16 protein-coding genes are annotated in these 19,148 nt (G+C 75.2%); 8 read left to right on the forward strand and 8 right to left on the reverse strand.

The features are described from left to right. The first annotated feature begins 113 nt into the window (after nt 1–113). The 7 genes from ACFT41_RS22990 to ACFT41_RS23020 are packed head-to-tail and all read left to right on the forward strand — an operon-like array spanning nt 114 to nt 6,861. Entirely contained in the window at nt 114–1,046 is a 933-nt protein-coding gene (locus tag ACFT41_RS22990; protein ID WP_377589884.1) for an STM4015 family protein, read from the forward strand. Nucleotides 1,047–1,053: 7 nt separating this feature from the next. Beyond that, a complete protein-coding gene (locus ACFT41_RS22995) occupies nt 1,054–2,001 on the forward strand; it encodes an STM4015 family protein (protein ID WP_377589885.1) in 948 nt (315 codons plus the stop codon). Nucleotide 2,002: 1 nt separating this feature from the next. After that, entirely contained in the window at nt 2,003–3,118 is a 1,116-nt protein-coding gene (locus ACFT41_RS23000) for an STM4014 family protein (protein ID WP_377613973.1), read from the forward strand. Continuing rightward, complete coding sequence (locus ACFT41_RS23005) at nt 3,106–3,909, forward strand: STM4013/SEN3800 family hydrolase (protein WP_377589252.1); 804 nt, start codon at nt 3,106–3,108, stop codon at nt 3,907–3,909. Before ACFT41_RS23000 ends, ACFT41_RS23005 begins: the two co-directional genes overlap by 13 nt. After that, nucleotides 3,906–5,231, forward strand: coding sequence for an STM4012 family radical SAM protein (locus ACFT41_RS23010; RefSeq protein ID WP_377589251.1), 1,326 nt, complete (start codon nt 3,906–3,908; stop codon nt 5,229–5,231). The genes ACFT41_RS23005 and ACFT41_RS23010 overlap by 4 nt, the downstream gene beginning before the upstream one ends. Further along, nucleotides 5,228–6,160 (forward strand): STM4011 family radical SAM protein, encoded by a 933-nt coding sequence (locus ACFT41_RS23015; RefSeq protein ID WP_377589250.1) that lies wholly within the window; start codon nt 5,228–5,230, stop codon nt 6,158–6,160. The genes ACFT41_RS23010 and ACFT41_RS23015 overlap by 4 nt, the downstream gene beginning before the upstream one ends. Next, a complete protein-coding gene (locus ACFT41_RS23020) occupies nt 6,157–6,861 on the forward strand; it encodes an SDR family NAD(P)-dependent oxidoreductase (RefSeq protein WP_377589249.1) in 705 nt (234 codons plus the stop codon). Before ACFT41_RS23015 ends, ACFT41_RS23020 begins: the two co-directional genes overlap by 4 nt. Nucleotides 6,862–6,903: 42 nt before the next feature. On the opposite strand, the gene ACFT41_RS23025 is transcribed toward ACFT41_RS23020, so the two are convergent. From ACFT41_RS23025 to ACFT41_RS23045, 5 genes are all read right to left on the reverse strand, one after another. Then, complete coding sequence (locus ACFT41_RS23025) at nt 6,904–8,274, reverse strand: sensor histidine kinase (protein ID WP_377589248.1); 1,371 nt, start codon at nt 8,272–8,274, stop codon at nt 6,904–6,906. Further along, complete coding sequence (locus tag ACFT41_RS23030; protein WP_377589247.1) at nt 8,271–8,966, reverse strand: response regulator transcription factor; 696 nt, start codon at nt 8,964–8,966, stop codon at nt 8,271–8,273. The genes ACFT41_RS23025 and ACFT41_RS23030 overlap by 4 nt, the downstream gene beginning before the upstream one ends. Before the next feature lie 11 nt (nt 8,967–8,977). Beyond that, entirely contained in the window at nt 8,978–11,158 is a 2,181-nt protein-coding gene (locus ACFT41_RS23035) for an MMPL family transporter (protein ID WP_377589246.1), read from the reverse strand. Next, entirely contained in the window at nt 11,158–11,910 is a 753-nt protein-coding gene (locus tag ACFT41_RS23040) for a DUF2993 domain-containing protein (protein WP_377589245.1), read from the reverse strand. The genes ACFT41_RS23035 and ACFT41_RS23040 overlap by 1 nt, the downstream gene beginning before the upstream one ends. 114 nt (nt 11,911–12,024) lie before the next feature. Further along, entirely contained in the window at nt 12,025–13,473 is a 1,449-nt protein-coding gene (locus tag ACFT41_RS23045) for a cellulose binding domain-containing protein (RefSeq protein ID WP_377589244.1), read from the reverse strand. A 223-nt stretch (nt 13,474–13,696) separates the two neighbouring features. On the opposite strand from ACFT41_RS23045, the gene ACFT41_RS23050 reads away from it, so the two are divergent. After that, entirely contained in the window at nt 13,697–15,082 is a 1,386-nt protein-coding gene (locus tag ACFT41_RS23050; protein WP_377589243.1) for a CoA transferase, read from the forward strand. On the opposite strand, the gene ACFT41_RS23055 is transcribed toward ACFT41_RS23050, so the two are convergent. The 3 genes from ACFT41_RS23055 to ACFT41_RS23065 all read right to left on the reverse strand — a co-directional run bounded on the left by ACFT41_RS23055 (nt 14,991) and on the right by ACFT41_RS23065 (nt 19,140). Next, the gene (locus tag ACFT41_RS23055) at nt 14,991–17,174 is read right to left on the reverse strand and encodes a beta-galactosidase (protein WP_377589241.1); all 2,184 of its coding nucleotides are present in this window, start codon (nt 17,172–17,174) and stop codon (nt 14,991–14,993) included. The genes ACFT41_RS23050 and ACFT41_RS23055 overlap by 92 nt on opposite strands. A 71-nt stretch (nt 17,175–17,245) precedes the next feature. Then, nucleotides 17,246–18,223, reverse strand: coding sequence for a carbohydrate ABC transporter permease (locus ACFT41_RS23060; protein WP_377589240.1), 978 nt, complete (start codon nt 18,221–18,223; stop codon nt 17,246–17,248). Then, nucleotides 18,220–19,140, reverse strand: a complete 921-nt coding sequence (locus ACFT41_RS23065; RefSeq protein WP_377613974.1) for an ABC transporter permease — start codon at nt 19,138–19,140, stop codon at nt 18,220–18,222. Before ACFT41_RS23065 ends, ACFT41_RS23060 begins: the two co-directional genes overlap by 4 nt. Nucleotides 19,141–19,148 lie beyond the last annotated feature (8 nt).

Below are 19,148 nucleotides of genomic sequence, written 5' to 3' on the forward strand. Positions count from 1 at the left end.
GACATCGACGTTCGTGACTAGACATGCGGATCGGCGACGCAGTTGGTGATCACGTTGTCGGTACGGCCTGTTACGGTCGCGCCGCCGCTGCACCAGTCGAGCCGGAGGTTGGCGTGATCCGCTCCCACTTGTCGTCGTTCGCCGGGCTGCCCGTGCTGCCCTTCACCCCGGGGATGGCCCTCCCCGACGATCCGTCGGCCGTCGCGTGGCGGCTGGAGGTGGAGGACTTCGAGGCCGACCCCGAGGAGTTCGCCGCCCTGGTCACGGCCCTGCGCGACGAGGTGCCCACCGCCGCGGTCCGGGCGCTGGTGATCGGCGAGTGGGGTTCGGCGTACGAGCGGGCGCTGCCGGTGGAGCTGCTGGTCGAGGCGGCGCAGCAATGGACGTCGCTGCGGGCGGTCTTCCTCGCCGACCTGGTCAGCGAGCAGTGCGAGATCTCCTGGCTCACTCACGGTGACATCACGGGGCTGCTGGCGGCGTACCCGTCGCTGGAGGTGCTGTGGGTGCGCGGGGCCAACGAGCTGCACCTGGACCCGGTGCGTCACACGGGGCTGCGGGAGCTGGTCTTCCAGACCGGCGGGCTGCCCGGTGCGGTGGTCCGCGCGGTCGGCGGCTGCGACCTGCCCGCGCTGGAGCGCCTGGAGCTGTGGCTCGGCCGGTCCGACTACGGCGGCGACACGACCACCGACGACCTCGCCGAGGTGCTCGCCGGCACCCGGCTGCCGGCGCTGCGCCACCTCGCGGTCTGCAACGCCGAGGACGCCGACCTGGTCGCCGCTGCGGTCGCCGCCGCGCCGGTGGTCGACCGGCTGGAGGTGCTCGACCTGTCCAAGGGGGTGCTCACCGACGCCGGGGCCGACGCGCTGCTGGCCGGCCGGCCGCTGACCCACCTGCGCCGCCTCGACCTGCACCACCACTTCCTGTCCGAGGCCGCCGCCGAGCGGGTCGTCGCCGCCCTGCCCGGCGTCGAGGTCGACCTGTCCGAACAGCAGAAGGCCGACGTCTACAACGGCCGCGAATACCGCTTCACCGCGGTCGGGGAGTGAGCCTGCCATGACCGTCCTGTCGCACGCCGAGTCCTTCGCCGGCCGCCGGGTCGTCCAGGTCCCCGCCGACGGCCCGCTGCCCGCCGTCGACGGGCCCGTCGCCTGGCGCATCGACCAGCCCGACTGGGGTGACAGCAGCAAACACGTGCCCTGCCCCCGCTTCCGGGACGCGTTCGACCGGTTCGTCGACGCCACCGGCGAGTCGGTGCAGGCCCTCGTCGTCGGCGCCTGGGGGTATGCGGCGGTCAACCCCGCCCCGCTCGACCAGCTCTGCGCCGCCGCGCCGCTCCTGCCGAACCTGACGGCGCTGTTCCTCGGCGACATCGTCAGCGAGGAATGCGAGATCTCCTGGATGCGGGTCGGCGACGTCAGCCGGCTGCTGACCGCGTACCCCAAGTTGGAGGTGCTGGGGGTGCGCGGCGGCGAGGACTTCCGGTTCTCGCCGGTGCGCCACGAACGGCTGCGCCGCCTCGAGGTGGAGAGCGGCGGCCTGAGCGGCGACTTCGTCCGCGCGGTGCTCGACTCCGAACTGCCCGCGCTGACCGACCTGGAGCTGTGGCTCGGCGTCGAATACTACGGCGGCGACACAGGCATCGACGACCTGGCCCCGCTGCTGGCCGGGCAGCGATTCCCCGCGCTGCGCCGGCTCGGGCTGCGCAACGCCGAGCACGCCGACGACATCGCCGAGGCCCTCGCCGCCGCGCCGGTGGTGCGGCGGCTGGAGCTGCTGGACCTGTCGCTGGGCGCCCTGACCGACCGGGGCGCGCTCGCCCTGGCCGGCGGGCAGCCGCTGACCCACCTCACGATGCTGGACCTGAGTCACCACTACGTCACCGACGAGGTCGTCGCGACGGTCCAGGCCACCCTGGCCGGCGTGGCGGTGGACCTGTCCGACCCGCAGACGCCCTACATCGAGGGCGACGAGGTGTACCGGTACACGCTGGTGTCGGAGTGACATGCGGCTGACCGTCGTCGGCAACCCCGACAACCGCCGCGTCGGCCTGTTCACCGCCGCCACGCTCGCCGCCGGGCTGCCCCGGCCGGCGGTGCTGCCCTGGGCCGACGTGCTCACCGGGGCGGCCCCGCCGCCGGCCGGCGCGCTGGTGCGCGTCGACTCCCCCGGCGAGGACCCGCAGGTGGACCGGCTGCTGCGGCGGGCGGCCGTCCCGGCGCGGCACGGCGAGCTGGTCGGCCTCGCCGACGCGTACGCCGGGCTGGTCGACGGCCTGACCCGGGTCGCGGCCGGCGGCGCGGAGCTGCTCAACGACCCCGGCGACGTGGCGGCGCTGTGCGACAAGCGCCGCTGCCACGCGCGGCTGTCCGCCGCCGGGGTCCCGGTCCCGGCGGCGCTGCCCCCGATCGGCGGGTACGACGAGCTGCGCACCGCGATGGCCGCCGCCGGGTGGGCGCGGGTGTTCGTCAAGCCCACACACGGCTCGTCGGCGGCCGGGGTGCTGGCCTTCGCCGTCGGCCCGCGCGGCGTGCGGGCGGTCACCCCGATCGAGGTGGCCCCCGACGGGCTGTTCAACTCGCTGCGGGTGCGCACCTACGACGACGAGGCGACCGTCGCCGCGCTCGTCGACCGGCTCGCCCCCGAGGGGCTGCACGTGGAGCGGTGGCTGCCCAAGGCGGGGCTCCGCGACCGGGTCGTCGACCTGCGGGTGGTGGTGGTCGCCGGCCGTCCCACCCACGCGGTGGTGCGGGCCGCCACCGGGCCGCTGACGAACCTGCACCTGGGCAACGCGCGCGGCGACCTGGCCGAGCTGCGGGCCGCCGCCGGTCCGGCGGCGTGGGCGGCGGCGATGCAGACCTGCGTACGGGCCGCCGCGTGCTTCCCGCGCAGCCTGCACGTCGGGGTGGACCTGATGTTCCAGCTCGGCTGGCGGCGGCACGCGGTGGCGGAGGTCAACGCGTTCGGTGACCTGCTGCCCGGGGTGCTGGCCGACGGCCGGGACACCTACGCCGAGCAGGTGCACGCGCTGACCAGTGGCCGGTGGGAACGGTGGCGGGCGGCAGCGGCGGTCACGGGGGCCGGCACGGAAGTGGCGGAGGCGGTCGCGTGCGGCAGCTGATCGGAAGCCACGACGTCTGCCTGGTCACCCTGGACACGCTGCGCTTCGACGTGGCCGACGACCTGGCCGCCGCCGGGCGCACCCCCACCCTCGCCCGGGTGCTGCCTGGCGGCCGGTGGGAGCGGCGGCACTCCCCCGCCAGCTTCACCTACGCCGCGCACCACGCGTTCTTCGCCGGCTTCCTGCCCACCCCGGCCGCCCCGGGCCGGCACGATCGGCTGTACGCGGCGGCGTTCCCCGGCAGCGAGACCTCCGGCGCGCACACGTGGGTGTTCGACGCGGCGGACCTGCCGACCGCCCTCGCCGGGGAGGGTTACCACACGCTCTGCCTGGGCGGGGTCGGGTTCTTCAACCGGCGCGGCGCGCTCGGGTCGGTGCTGCCGGGGCTGTTCGCCGAGGCGCACTGGGAGCCGGAGTTCGGCGTCACCTCCCCCGGCTGCCTGGACGCGCAACTCGACCGGCTCGCCGAGGCGCTGCCCCTGGTCCCGGCGGGGCGGCCGACGTTCACGTTCCTCAACGTCGCGGCGCTGCACCAGCCCAACCGGCACTACCTGCCCGGTGCCGACGCCGACGACCTGGCCAGCCACGCCGCCGCCCTGGAATACGTCGACAGCCGCGTCGGCCGGCTGTTCGCCCTGCTCACCGGGCGGGGTCGGCCGGTGTTCACGATCGTCTGCTCCGACCACGGCACCGCGTACGGGGAGGACGGCCACACCGGCCACCGCATCGGCCACGACGTGGTGTGGACCGTCCCGTACGCCCACTTCACCCTGCGACCGGGAGAATGGTGACCAGCACCCTCGCGGGCCTCGACGGCTCGCCGTACCAGCAGTACCTCTACGCGTACCCGCACAAGACGTCGTACCGGGCGCTGCGGCCCCGGCCGCTGCTCGCCGACGTGTGGCGGGCCGAGCCCCGCGACGCGCTGTTCCTCTACGCGCACGTGCCGTTCTGCGAGATGCGCTGCGGGTTCTGCAACCTGTTCACCCGCACCGGCGCGCCCGCCGAGCAGGTCACCGCGTACCTGCGGCAGCTGCGCCGGCAGGCCGAACGGGTCGCCGACGCCCTCGGCGGCGACGCCGGGCACGCCCGGGTGGCGTTCGGCGGCGGCACGCCGACATACCTGAGCGCCGACGAGCTGACCGAGCTGTTCGACATCGCCACGTCGACGCTGGGCGCGCGGCTGCCCGGCGTACCGCTGTCGGTGGAGACGTCGCCGGCCACCGCGACGCCGGACCGGCTCGCGGTGCTCGCCGCGCATGGCACGACGCGGGTGAGCATCGGGGTGCAGAGCTTCCTCGACGTCGAGGCCCGCGCCGCCGGCCGGCCGCAGCGGCGCGCGGAGGTGGAGGCGGCGCTCGGCGCGATCCGCGACGCGGCGATCCCGCTGCTCAACGTCGACCTGATCTACGGCATCGACGGGCAGACCGCCGACACGTGGCGGCGCAGCCTCGACGCGGCGCTGGCGTGGCGGCCGGAGGAGCTCTACCTCTACCCGCTGTACGTGCGCCCGCTGACGGGGCTGGGCCGTCGGGCGCACGCCCGCGCCGACTGGGACGCCCAGCGCCTCGCCCTGTACGCGCAGGCGGTGGAGGTGCTCGGCGCGGCCGGCTACCGGCAGGAGTCGATGCGGCAGTTCCGCCGCGCCGACGTGCCCGCGCCGGACGGGCCGGACTACTGCTGCCAGGACGATCCGATGGTGGGGCTGGGCTGCGGCGCGCGGTCGTACACGACGGGCCTGCACTACTCGTTCGACTACGCGGTGGGCGTGACCCAGGTGCGGGCGGTGCTGGACGACTACCTGGCCCGCCCGGCCGACGACTTCGCGCACGCCGAGTTCGGCTTCGCCCTCGACGGCACGGAGCAGCGCCGCCGGTGGCTGCTCAAGTCGCTGCTGCGCGCCGAGGGCGTCGACGCGACCGCGTACACGGCCCGGTTCGGCACCACGCCGGGCGAGGACTTCCCCGAGCTGGGGCGGCTGGTCGAGCGGGGCTGGGCCACCGACGGCGGGCTGCGGCTCACCCCGGCCGGGCTGGCCCGCTCCGACGCGGTCGGCCCGTGGCTGACCTCCGCGCGGGTGCGCCGCGCGATGACCGGGTACGTGCCCCGGTGAGCACGGCCGACCGGTTCGGCAACGGCGGGGGCGGCAGCGGCGACGGCCTGGCGATCCTCTACCGGGGTCCCCTGGCCAGCTGCAACTACGACTGCCCATACTGCCCGTTCGCGAAGCGGCGCGACCCGCGCGACGTGCTCGCCGCCGACCGGTCGGCCCTGGAACGGTTCACCGGCTGGGTGGCCGCGACCGCCGACGTGCGGCTGTCGGTGCTGTTCACCCCGTGGGGCGAGGGGCTGACCCGCCGCTGGTACCGGGAGGCGATCGTGGCGCTGTCGCACCTGCCGCACGTCGACCGGGTGGTCATCCAGACCAACCTGGCCGCGCGGGTGGACTGGCTGGCCGACGCCGACGCGACCCGGGCGGCGCTGTGGACGACGTACCACCCGGGGCAGGTCACCCGGGAGCGGTTCCTGGCCCGCTGCGCCCGCCTGGCCGAGCTGGGGGTGCGGTTCTCCGTCGGGGTGGTGGGGCTGCCGGAGCACCTCGACGAGGCGCGGGCGCTGCGCGCGGCGCTCCCGCCGCACGTGTATCTGTGGGTGAACGCCGCCGAGGGCCACCGCTACGACGCCGCGCAGGAGGCGACCTGGACGGCGCTGGACCCGCTGTTCGGCTACAGCGTGCGCCCGCACCTGTCGCTGGGCCGGCCCTGCCACGCCGGGGAGACGGCGATCTCGGTGCGCGGCGACGGGACGGTGCGCCGCTGCCACTTCGTCGACGAACCCATCGGCAACCTGTACGACGGCTCGTGGCGGGCCGCGCTGCGCCCCCGCACGTGCGTGAACGGGGCCTGCGACTGCCACATCGGGTACGTCCACCTCAAGCCGCTCGGGCTGCGCGACGTGTTCGCCGGTGGGCTGCTGGAACGCATCCCCGACGGCTGGCCGGGCGGAGCGTCGCCACCAGATTCGGCTAGCGTGCTGGCATGACAGCTGCCGTGGGAAAACGACGGGCCATCGTGGTCGGCAACAGCGACGGCATCGGATTGGCGGTCACCCGTCGGCTGTTGGACGACGGCTGGACGGTAGCGGGCCTGTCGCGCAGCAATAGCCGGTTGACCTGCGCCGGCTACTGCCACCACCGCGCCGATGTCACCGATGTCGGCTACCGCGAGGTGCTCGCCGAGGCGCTGGACACCCTCGGCGGTGTCGAGGTGTGTATCTACGCCGCTGGTATCGGCGACTTCTTCGCAGTGGAAGACCTGGCCGCGCAGACCAGGGCGTTGGAAGTCAACCTGATCGGCGCCGCGCGCACCACAGAGGTGGTGGTCCCGTCCATGGTGCGCGCCCGGGCGGGACACGTGGTGGGCCTGTCGAGCCTTGCCGATGTGGCCGCCTCGCCCGAGGCGCCCGGCTACGCCGCGGGTAAAGCCGGGCTTTCGGCGTACCTGCTGGGGCTGCGTGGGGCCTTGCGCGCGCACGGGGTGCAGGTCAGCGTTGTCCGGTTCGGGTTCGTCGACACCAAGATGGCCAAGGCGCAGGTCAAGCCGATGATGCTCTCGGTCGACCAAGCCGCCGACGTGGTGCTGGACTGTCTGCGCACCCGCGCTGCGGTCGTCTCACGACCCCGACGCATGGCGATGCTGGCGCGTACGGCCGGGGCAGTCCTGAACAGTCGGGCGCGGCGATAGAGCCGCATCACCGATGGCACCTGAGCCCGACGGGCGGCGCGGTCAGCCGACGCGGGGCAGGGCGAACCAGACGGTGGTCCCGCCGGCCGGCGGGGACTGAAGGCCGACCCGGCCGTCGTGGGCGGCGACGATACCGGCGACGATCGCCAGGCCCAGCCCGCTGCCGCCGCCGCGCCCCGGCTCCGCCTGGGTGAACCGGTCGAACGCCCGCTCGGCGAGCGCGGCGTCGACACCCGGCCCGCCGTCGGTGACCCGGACCGTGACGACGTCGCCGCCGGGTTCGACGGCGACGGTGACGGGGGTGTCGGCGGGGGTGTGGGCGCGCACGTTGGCCAGCAGGTTGGCCAGCACCTGCCGCAGGGCGTGCTCGTCGCCGGTGACCGGCGCGGGCGTGGGCGCCAGCAGCCGGGCCGGCCGGCCGGGCTGGGCGGCGAGCAGGTCCGCGACGGAGTCGCGGGCCAGCACCGCCAGGTCCACCCGGTCGCGGCGCAGCTGCGGCTCGGCGTCGAGGCGGGCCAGGTAGAACAGGTCGTCGAGGATGCGGCCCATCCGGACGGCCTCGTCCTCGCTGCGGGCCAGCACCTCCGCCCGGCGGCCGGGCTCGACCATGTCGTGCCGCAGGATCTGCAGGTAGCCGCGGATCGAGGTCAGCGGGGTGCGCAGCTCGTGGGAGGCGTCGGCGGCGAAGTCCCGCAGCCGCTGCTCCGAGCGGGTGCGGGCGGCGATCGCCGCCTGGAGGCGGGTGAGCATGCCGTTGACCGCGAGGGTGAGCCGGTCCACCTCGCTGCGCGGGTCGTCGACCCGCACGCCGTGCAGGGGCACCCGGCGGTCGAGGTCGCCGTCGGCGATGGCGGTCGCGGTGGCGGTGATCCGGTCCAGCGGGCGCAGCCCCCGCACCAGCAGCAGCCGGGCGGAGCCGGCCAGCAGGAGCAGCACCGCCGCGCCGCCGGCCAGTTCCACCAGCACCAGCCGGCGTACGGTCTGCGCCACCGGGGCCAGCGGCAGCGCGATGAGCACGACGGCATCGCCGGCGCGTACGGTGACCACCCGCCACCCGCCCGACATGGTGGCCGGCGCCGACGGGCCCTCGGCGGGCGGCGCGGGCAACCGGTCGAGCAGCGGGGTGGCCGGCGGGGTGGCCGCCGAGAACCGGGTGAGCGTGCCGCGGTGGCGGATCTCCACCAGGTAGTCCGACGGCGCGACGGCGGCCCGGACCGTGCCGGAGGGCTGCCCGGCGAGCTGCTCCACCCGGGTGGCGACCACGGCGGCGGCGGAGCGCAGCTGGTCGTCGGTGCGCTGCATCAGGTACGCGCGCAGCGCCAGCGCGCTGACCAGCCCGGCCGACACCAGCGCCGTCGCGGTGAGCCCGACCAGGCCGAGCAGCAGGCTGCGGCGCAGCGGCAGCCGGTTCACCCGGGCACGCGCAGGGCGTAGCCGAAGCCGCGCCGGGTCTCGATCAGGGGCGGACCGAGCGGGTCCAGCTTGCGCCGCAGGTAGCCGATGTAGGTGTCGACCACGTTGGACGCGCCGTCGAAGTCGTAGCGCCACACGGCGTCGAGGATCTGCGCCCGGGAGAGCACCCGGCCGGGGTTGAGCATGAGGTGGCGCAGCAGCTTGAACTCCGTCGGCGACAGCGACAGCAGCCGGCCGCCCCGGCGGACCTCGCAGGTCTCCTCGTCGAGTTCGAGGTCGGCGTAGCGGAGCACGCCGGGGGCGGGCACGGGGGCGGAGCCGATGCGGCGCAGCACCGCCCGCACCCGCGCGACCAGCTCCTCCACCGAGAACGGCTTGGTGACGTAGTCGTCGCCGCCGTAGGTGAGGCCGGCGATCCGGTCGCGCGGGGCGTCGCGGGCGGTGAGGAACACGATGCCGATCTCGTGGCCGGCGGCCCGCAGCGCCCGGCACACCTCGAACCCGTCGCCGTCGGGCAGCAGCACGTCGAGCACGACGAGCCGGGGGCGGCTCTCCCCGGCGCGGCGCAGCGCCTCGGCCGCCGTGGTCGCGGTCACCACGTCGAAGCCGTGGAACCGCAACACGGTGGCGAGCATGTCGACGATGTTGGGCTGGTCGTCGACGACCAGGACCCGGACGGCAGCGGCGTTCATCTCGACCAGGATCAGACCACGGGCGGCTGGGAATTCGATGAGAATCCGACGAGAGCCTCCGCCCTCTCGGGCGCGGGAGCGGGCGCACCCCGGCGGCCGGGGTGCCACCAGTTGGCCCGGCCGAGCAGCGCCATCGTGGCCGGGACCAGCAGGCCCCGTACCACGGTGGCGTCCACCGCCACGGCCACCGCCATGCCCAGGCCGAACATCTTGATCACGGGGTCGGTGTGCAGGACGAAGCCGGCGAAGACGGTCACCATGATCAGGGCGGCCGAGGTGATGACCCGGCCGGTGCCGGCGAGCCCGTCGCGGACGGCGACCCGGTTGTCCCCGGTCGCCCGCCACGCCTCCTGCACGGCGCTGAGCAGGAACACCTCGTAGTCCATGGAAAGGCCGAACAGCAGGGCGAACAGCATCATCGGCACGTAGCTCTCGATGGGCACCGGCCCGGACAGGCCGGTCAGCCCCACCCCCCAGCCCCAGGAGAACACGGCGGTCAGCACCCCGTACGCGGCGCCGATCGAGACCAGGTTCATCACGGCGGCCTTGGCCGCCAGGACGGGGGCGCGGAACGCCACGTACAGCAGCACGGAGGACAGCCCGACGACCACGGCGATCACCCACGGCATCCGTTCCCGGACGCGTTCGGCCAGGTCCGCGCGGGTGGCGGTGGCCCCGCCGACGTGCACCTGCACGCCGTCGACCCGCACGCCGCGCAGGTCGGTGACCAGGGCCGCGGTGGCGGGGTCGCTGGGGCTGGTGTCCGGCCGCACGACGGCCGTGGCGACCCGACCGCCGTCGGCGAGGCGGACCGGGGCGACGGACGCGACGCCGGGCGTGGCGGCCAGCTCGCGGGTCAGCTCGGCGAGCCGGGGGTCGGCGGTCCCGGCCGCCGGGGGTTCGACGGCGGCGACCACGTTGAGCGGGCCGTTGATGCCGGGACCGAAGCCCTCGGCGAGCAGGTCGAAGCTGGTACGGGTGGCGCTACCGGGCGGGTTGTCTCCGGCGTCGAGCTGGCCGACGCTGAGCGTGGCGGCGGGGGCGGCGAGCACGGCGAGCAGCGCGGCGGCGAGCAGGGCCCACCGCCAGGGACGGCGGGTCACCCGTTCGGCCTGCCGGGCCCAGCCGGTACCGCCGTCGCCGCGGCGACGGCGGCGCAGCGGCAGCGCGTCGATGCGGGGGCCGAGCACGGCCAGCAGGGCCGGCAGGAGGGTCACCGCACCGAGCACGGCCACCACGACCACCAGGCCGGCGGTCCAGCCCAGCGTGCCGAGGATGGGCACCCCGGCCACGGCGAGCCCGCCGAGGGCGATGACCACCGTGCCGCCGGCGAACACGACCGCCGCCCCGGCGGTGCCCATGGCGGCGACCAGCGCCTCGTCACCCGGCGTGCCGACGGCCCGCAGCGCCCGGTAGCGGGTGATCAGGAACAGGGCGTAGTCGATGCCGACGCCCAGCCCGATCATCGTGGCCAGGTTCCCGGCCGCCGACGGCACGGCCACCAGGTGACCGGCGAGCCCGACCGTGGCGAGCGCGCACCCCAGGGTGAAAAGGGCGGTCACCAGCGGGACCGCCGCCGCGACCAGACCGCCGAAGGCGAACAGCAGCACCACGGCGGCCACGAGCAGCCCGACGGCCTCGGAGGTGTGCGAGCCGCCCCGCTCGGCCGCCGTGGCGAGCACCCCGCCGGGCACCGTCTCGACGCCCGCGTCGCGGGCCGGCTGCGCCGCGTCCACCACCGCCTGGCTCAGGGCCTTGTCCACGTCGCGCACGCCCACGTCGAGGCGGACCGTGAGGTAGCCGGTGCGGCCGTCGGGGCTGAGGGTGCCGGCGCGGGCGTCGACGCCGTCGACCTGGGTCACGTGCTCCACCCCGGCGAGCGCGGCGGCGGTGCGCTCCAGCGCCGCCCGGCGGGCCGGCTCGTCGAGGCGGCCGGCGTCGACGTGCACCACGACCTGCCCGGAGCTGTTGGATCCGCCGCCGCCGCGTTCGCTCAGGTCGCGGGCGACCTGGGCGTCGCTGGCGGGCAGGGCGATGTCGTTGTCGACCGGCCGGCCGAAGGCGGCGACGCAGCCGATCAGGGCGGCCGCGAGCAGCAGCCAGGCACCGAGGACCCGCCAGGGCCGGCGCGCGCACCAGCCGCCCAGCCGCTCCAGCGTCCGGTGGGTCCAACCGTCGGTCCGGGCGTGCATCAGTCTCCTCCGCAGGTGCCGGCGCGGCGGCCGTCGCCACCGCCTCCGGGCAGGGTCAGGTCATGGCCGGTCAGGCTCAGCCGCAGGCCGTCGTCGGCGACGTCGACGCCCTGCCAGCTCAGGCCGGCGGGCAGCGTGGGCAGCGGCCGGGACAGGTCGCGGCCCCCGGTGAGCCGGTCCACCAGACCGGCCCCGGCGGAGCGGCGCATGCCCAGCACCTCGATCTCGGTGGGGGTGATGGTCAGCCGGCCGGCGTCGATCGCGGGCCGGGCGAACACGGTGACCGGGAGCTGTTGCCCGGCCAGCGGGACGGTGGTCTCGACGGCGAGCAGCCCGCCGACGCCCCGGAAGCTCACCGGGCGGTCGCCGACCGTGCCGGGCAGGGCGTCGAAGCCGACCTTTATCCGCAGGTCCAGCGCGCCGATGCGGGCCGGCTGCTCCCCCGGCAGCCGCACCCGCGACAGCTCGGCGTCCACCTCGGCGGCCCGCAGGTCACCGCGCCGGACGTCGGTGGCCCCCACGGTCACCCGGCTCACCTCCCCGGTGAGCACGCCGAGCAGCACCGGGAACCCGCCGAGCTCGATGCGAGGCGGCCGGTCGAGGCCGGCGGCGCAGGCCAGCCGGTCGGACAGCCGCTGCGCCGCCGTCCGGGCGACCCACCGGTCGGCCACCACGGCGACCGTCAGCAGGACCGCCGCGCAGCCGGCTGCCAGCAGGGCGGCTCTGCGCCGCCGGATGTCACGTAGTCGCACCGGTAGAGCAGACCAGGCGGGCCTGGGCCCACCACCCGAGAACGATGAGAGGTACGTGGGAGTCGGTGGTGGTGGTCGGCCTGTGGGCTCCCGACCGGCGGGCCTCCCGCTCCGCTACCAGTCCAGCCCGAGGGTGGCGACGTAGTCGCCGAGCCGGTCGGCGATGAGCCGGTCGTCGGCGGCGGAATAGTGCCAGTGGCAGCCGAGGAGGTCCAGTCCGGCGTCGTCGAGGTACCAGTAGCGGACCTTGGCGTCGCCGGCGGCGTTACGGTCGCGTACGACCTGCTGGGCCTTGTCCCCGAAGAGGCTGGTGCCCACGACGACGATGGTCGTGCCCGCGCCGTAGCGGGTCCGCAGCTTCTCCAGGAACGACACGTACGTGGCGCGGTAGGCGGCGGCCAGGGTCGCCTCCGTCCACGCCTCGCCGCTGTTGATCGGGGTGGAGAAGTCGTTGGTGCCGAGGTCGACCACGACGAGCTGCGGGCGCCAGGTGGCGGGCCGGTCCCAGACGTCGCCGTCGACGTGCAGCAGCGCCCGGTCGTAGTAGGTGCCGTAGGTGACGCCGGGCGAACCGCCGTTGTAGTTGCGCACCATGCCGATGCCGGAGTAGGCGTTGACCTGGTAGTCGGCGATGAGCGCGCGGGCGGTGAGCGCGCCGAAGCTGAGGTCGGTGTTGGTGGTGCGGGTGACCTCGTCGCCGGTGCAGTCCCGGGTGGTCGACATGTTGCCGTAGCCGACGGTCAGCGAGTCGCCGATGAACTCGACCTGCCGGCTGCGGGCGGCGGGCCGGTCGAGGATCGCCCCGCCGGGGGCCGCGGCGAGGCCGCCGAACGCGCTGGCGCTCCACGGGCTCTCGGTGCGCTTGACGAGCCGGACGCTGTGCTCGCCGGCGGCGAGCCCGTCGACCCAGTGGGTGGTCGCGCCGGGCTTGACCAGGGTGTCGACGACCGTGCCGTCGACGGCGACGTCGTAGTCGTTGACGGCGTCGTCGAGGACGAGCCCGACGCCGGTGCCCCGGAACCGGCCCTCGAAGTAGATGCCGGGCCAGCTGTACTGCACGGTCTGCCCGACGGTCACGACCCGCCCGGCGGTGTGGGTCTGCGCCAACACGCCGGACGGCCCACCCGGGTCGCCGGGGTCACCCGGGGCGTCGCCGCCGCAGCTGGTCCCGTTGAGGGCGAAGCCCGTCGGGGCGGGGTTGGCGGCGCCGAACGAGCCCATCAGGCCGAAGCTGGTGCTGCCGCCGGTGGCCAGGCCGCCGTTCCAGGTAGCGTTGCGGGCGGTCACCTGCGCGCCGGCCTGGGTGACGGTGGCGTTCCACGCCTGCGTCACCCGCTGGCCCGACGGGTAGGACCAGGTCAGCGTCCAGGCGGTGACCGGGGCGCCCAGGTTGGTGACGGTGACGTCGGCGGTGAAGCCGCCGGGCCACTGCCCGCCGACGCGGTACGTCACCGCACAGCCGGCCGAGGCGGCCTGCGCGGGCACGGCTGCGGTGGCGGTGGCGGTGGCGGTGACGCCGAGCATCAACGCGGTCAGCACCGCGGTCGCTCCCCTGGTTCCCACGCGTTCCCCTCAGTGGTGTCGGCGGCGCTGGAGTCGAAGGTTAGTCTGGATTGCCAACAAACTAGCCGTCGGCCGGGAGCACCCGCAAGGGCAGACGCATCGACAGGCATCGCAGTTTCCCTCGGCCGCGCTGCTGCCCTGGCGGATCGGCCTGCCGACCCGTACCGGCCGGGGAGCGACCCCACGGCGGGCCGGCCGGGGACCGGCGCGCGATGATGGCCGGGTGAGCGTGCGCGACAACGTCCTGACGGAGCTGAGGCTTTCGGCCGACGCCGCGCCCCGGGTGACCGGCGAGCCGTGCCCGGCGACCCTGTCGGCACCGCTGGCGGTCGCCGAGTGCGCGGTCGCCTCCGTGGCCGCCTGCCTGGCCGCCGCCGCCGAGCTGAGCCATGCCCGCGCCGGCCGGCGCCCCGAGGTCACCCTGGACACCGGCCACGTCGTGGCGGCGGTGCGCGGCGAGGCGTTGCTGCGCGACGCCGCCGGACGCGGGATCGACGGCTTCGCCCCGCTGTCGCGGCTGTGGCGGGCCGCCGACGGGTGGGTACGCACCCATGCCAACTACCCCTGGCACCGGGCCGCGCTGCTGACCGCGCTCGGCGTCGCCGACGGGCCCGACGCCGAGGTCAGCCGGCAACTGGCCGACGCCGTGGCCGCCCGCCCGGCGGGCGAGGTGGAGACCCTCACGTACGCCGCTGGCGGCCTGGCCGTCGCGGCCCGCACCCCGCAGCAGTGGTGGCCGGGCGCGCCGCCACAGACTGCAAGTGGCTCCCCGCTGGTGGCCGCCGCGCGGCTCGGCGACGCGCCGGCGCTACCCGGCCCCGGGCCGCTGCCGGCGTCGGGGCTGCGGGTGCTGGACCTGACCAGGGTGATCGCCGGTCCGGTGGCCACCCGGATGCTGGCGGCGCTCGGCGCTGACGTGCTGCGAGTCGACGACCCGCGCCGGCCGGAGCTGCCGCTGCACGCCGTCGATGGGGTGATCGGCAAGGCGAGCTGCCTGCTCGACGCCGGCACAGACGCCGGCCGGGACGCGCTACACCGCCTCGTCGCCGGGGCGGACGTCGTGGTGACCGGGTACCGCCCGGGCGCGCTGCGCCGGCTCGGCCTGGCCCCGGACCAGGTCGCCGACCGGCATCCCGGCACGATCGTCGCCTGCCTGACGGCGTGGGGCACCGACGGCGCCTGGGGTGCCCGCCGCGGCTTCGACAGCCTGGTACAGGTCGCCACGGGCATCGCCTGGACGGTACGCGGGGACGACGGCCGCCCCGGCGCGCTGCCATGCCAACTGCTCGACCACGCGACCGGCTACCTGCTCGCCGCCGGAGTCCTTGCCGCCCTGGCCCGGCGGGAACGCGCGGGTGAGGCGTGCCAGGTGAGCATCTCCCTGGCCCGCACGGCGCGGTGGCTGCTGGACCAGGGGCCCCGGCCGGCCCGCGCTGGCGAGCCCGATCCACCCGATCCGACTGGTCCGTCCGGGGACGAGGCGTACCGGGGCAACCTCGGCGACGGGTGGCGCGGGGTCACCCCGCCGGGTCGCCTCGACGGTCACCCGCTGCACTGGCCGCACCTGCCGCCCGCGTACGGTCGGTCGGCTCCCGTCTGGCCTCTCTGACCACGGCTACGCCCCCGGCGGGCACCTCCACGGCCGTGTCGACCCGCGCGCCGGTGAGCAGTTCCACGCCGGTGGCCGGCACCCGGTGCGCCCGGTCGGTGTGGTTGAGCAGGAACAGCCAGCTCGCCGCCGCGCCGGAGCGGCGCACCGCCTCCACCCCGGCCGGCGCGGCGGGGCAGGTCGGTACCGCGCCGGCCGCGAGGGCCGCGTCCGTCAGCAGCCGCCGGTACGTCTCGTCGTCGGGTCGGGTGGACACGTACCAGGCGGTGCCCGCGCCGTGGCGGTGGCGGGTCACCGCCGGCTGCCCGGCGAGCGCCCCACCGGCGTACGCGCGGACGGTCTCGGCCCCGGCGAGCCCGACGGCCTCGGCCCAGATCAGCCCGGTGCCGCCCCCGGCGAGGGGGACCTGTTCGCCGTCGGCGAGCGGGTGGAACTCCTCCACGCGCACGCCGAGCACGTCGCGGAACGCGCCCGGGTAGCCGCCGGTGCGGACCCGGGCGTGCTCGTCGGCGACGCCGCTGAGCCAGGTCACCACGAGGTGGCCGCCGCCCTCGACGTAGCTGCGGGCCCACGCCGCTGCGGCGTCGGAGGCGAGGTAGAGGGCCGGGAGCACCAGCAGCGCGTACCCGTCGAGGGGGTCGCCGGGCAGCACCACGTCGCAGCCGAAGCCGGCCCGCCACAGCGCGCGGTGCGCCGCCGCGACCTCCTCGTGGTGGTGCAGCCGCTGCGACGGCAGGCCGGGGTGTCGCAGGGCCCACCCGCTGGCGGCGTCCCAGCCGATCGCCACGGACGCCTCGACCGTCGCGCCGTCGGTCTCGGCGATCCGGTCGAGGATCGCGCCCAGCTCGACCGTCTCGCGGAAGATCCGGCTGTCCGGGCCGGCGTGCGGCACGAGCGCCGAGTGGAAGCGTTCCGCCCCGCCGACGGGTGCACGCCACTGGAAGTACATCGCGCCGCGCGAACCCCGGGCGACGTGGGCGAGGCTGTGCCGGGCCATCCGGCCGGGCTCCTTGGGGTGCATCCGCCCGGCCGTGTAGATCAGGTTCGGGGCGCTCTCCATGAGCAGCCAGGCGCTGCCGTCGGCGGCGTCGCCGGGCACCGCGCCGCGCCGCCGCCCGTCGCCGTCGGCGCGGGCGCGGTGGTCGCGGGCGGTCGAAGTCGGGTCGGCGGCGGCCCGGGCGCGGGCGCCGTGGCGGGCCCAGCCCCGGGCCAGGTCCGCAGCGAGGGCCGTCTGCTCCTCGGCCCCACCGTCGACCGCCGACGGGTAGTGGTCGATGGCCACCAGGTCGACCTCGGCGGCCCAGCCGGCGTGGTCGACCGGCACCCAGTCGCCGAGGACGTAGTTGGTGGTCACGGGCACCGCCGGGTTCGCCGCCCGCAGCAGGTCCCGCTGCTCGGCGTACGCGGCGAGCAGGGTGTCCGACCAGAACCGGCGGAAGTCGAGCAGTTGGCCGGGGTTGGCCAGGTACTGCGTCGCCCGGGGGGTGCTGATCTGCGCCCAGTCGGAGTAGTGCTGGCTCCAGAAGCTGGTGGTCCAGGCCTCGTTGAGGGCGTCCAGGCAGCCGTGCCGGGCGGCCAGCCACGCCCGGAACGCCGTCGCGGCGTGCTCGCAGTGGCAGACGGTGCCGTACTCGTTGTGCACGTGCCACAGGGCCAGCGCCGGGTGGTGGGCGTAGCGGTCGGCGAGGACGTCGGCGATCCGCCGGGCGGCGGCCCGGTACGCCGGTGCGGCGGCGCAGTAGGTGTCCCGGCTGCCGTGGTGCAGCCGTACCCCGTCGGCGGTCACCGGCAGCGCGCCCGGGTGGGCCAGGGAGAACCAGGGCGGCGGCGACGCGGTCGGGGTGGCCAGCGCCGCGCCGATGCCGTTGTCGGCGAGCAGGTCCAGCACCCGGTCGAGCCAGCCGAAGTCGTAGCGGCCGGGCGCGGGTTCGAGGCGGGACCAGGCGAAAACGCCGACGGTGACGAGGTTGACGCGCGCCCGGCGCATCAGGACGACGTCCTCGGCCCAGACCCGCTCGGGCCACTGCTCGGGGTTCCAGTCGCCGCCGAAGCGGAGCCGGGCCTCGTCCCACATGCCGCACCGTCCGTTCACTGAGGTGGTGGTGTCCGGGTACGCCGGCCGGCGCCCCACGCGGAGTCCGCTCCGCACGGGGCGCCGGGGGCTCAGCCCTTCACGGCACCGGTGATGACGCCCTTGGTGAAGTGCCGCTGCACGAACGGGTAGACGATGATCGCCGGGACGACGGTCACCACGACGACCGCCATCTTCACCGCCAGCGTCGGCGGGTACGCGGTGATCCCGGGCAGGCTCACCGCGGCGCCGGAGACGTTCGGCGACTGACCGGCCAGGATGTAGCTCTGCAGCACCCGCTGGATGGGGAACTTGTCGTTGTCGTCGATGTAGAGCACCGAGTTGAAGTAGGCGTTCCAGTAGCCGACGGCGTAGAACAGGCCGACCACCGCGATCACCGCCTTCGACAGCGGCAGCATGATCCGGGTGAGGATGCGGAACTCGCCCGCCCCGTCGATGCGGGCGCTGTCGAGCAGTTCCCCGGGGACGCCCATGAAGAACGCCCGGATGACCACGAGGTTGAACACGCTGATCGCGCTGGGCAGGATCAGCGACCAGATGCTGTCCTTGAGCCCCAGCCCGGTCACCACGAGGTAGCTGGGCACCAGGCCGGGGAAGATCAGGAAGGTCAGCAGGAAGAAGAACAGCAGGCCCCGGTGCCCCACCGAACCGGGCCGGGACAACCCGTACGCGGCCAGCACGGTGAGCACCAGGCTCACCGTCGTGCCGAGGACGGTGACCAGGGTGCTGATCCAGACGGCCCGGGTGATCTGGCCGCCGTTGAAGATCGTGATGTACGCCGACGGGTCGAGTTCCCGGGGCACCATCACCATGCCGCCGGCCGCGTCGATCGTCTCCCGGGAGGCGAGGCTGGTCACCAGCACCGCCCACAGGGGCACGAGCACCGCCGCCACGAGCAGGACGAGCACGACGCCCTTGCCGAACAGGCCGACCGGCGAGGGCGGCTCCTCCCACGGTGGCCGTGGGCTGCCGCGCCGCCGCCGGGGCGGCTTGCCGCCCGTCGCGGGTGCGGCCGCCGCCGGTCCGATGCCACTGCGCTGTGCGGTCATGACTTGGAGTACACCCCCTGCTCGCCGAGCCGGTGCGCGAGCTTGTTGGCCGCGAGGATGAGGATCAGGCCCACCACCGCCTTGAACAACCCGGCCGCGGCGCCCAGGCCCCACTGCTGGGTGGCGATCGCCTGGTAGTAGACGAAGGTGTCGAGCACCTCTGCGGCGTCCCGGCCGACCGCCTCCCGTTGCAGGATGAACTGCTCGAACCCGACCGACAGCGCGTCGCCCAGCCGCATGATGAGCAGCAGCACGATCACCGGCCGCAGCCCGGGCAGCGTGATGTGCCACAGTCGCCGCCACCGCCCGGCGCCGTCGGCCGCCGCCGCCTCGTACAGGTTGGGGTCGATCGCGGCGAGCGCGGCCAGGAAGACGATCGCGCCCCAGCCGATGTCCTTCCACACCGCCTCGGCGGTGACCAGCACGATGAACGTGTCCGGGTTGGTCATGATGTTCCACGGTTGCAGGCCGGCCTCGCGCATCTCCTGGGCGAGCAGCCCGGCCCCGCCGAGCATCTGCACGAAGAACGTGACCACCAGCACCCAGCTGAAGAAGTGCGGCAGGTAGACGACGCTCTGCACGAAGCCGCGCACCCGCCCGGAGATCAGGCTGTTGAGCAGGACCGCCAGCAGGATCGGCAGGGGGAAGAAGAACACCAGCTGGAACGCGGTGATGGTGAGGGTGTTGCGCACCGCGTCCCAGAACAGCGGGTCGGCGAAGAGCGCCTCGAAGTTGCCGAAGCCGATCCACTCGCTGTAGAGGAACGCCTCCACCGGGTCGTCGCCGACGAAGGGGTTGTAGTCCTGGAAGGCGATGACGTTGCCGAGGGTCGGCAGGTAGTGGAAGACCAGCAGCAGCGCGGCGGCCGGCGCGGTCATCGCCAGCAGCGGCCAGTCCCGGCGCAGCCGGGCCCGCAGGCTCGCCT

It is taken from the genome of Micromonospora sp. NPDC057141, assembly GCF_042670805.1.
Classification (GTDB): Bacteria; Actinomycetota; Actinomycetes; order Mycobacteriales; family Micromonosporaceae; genus Micromonospora.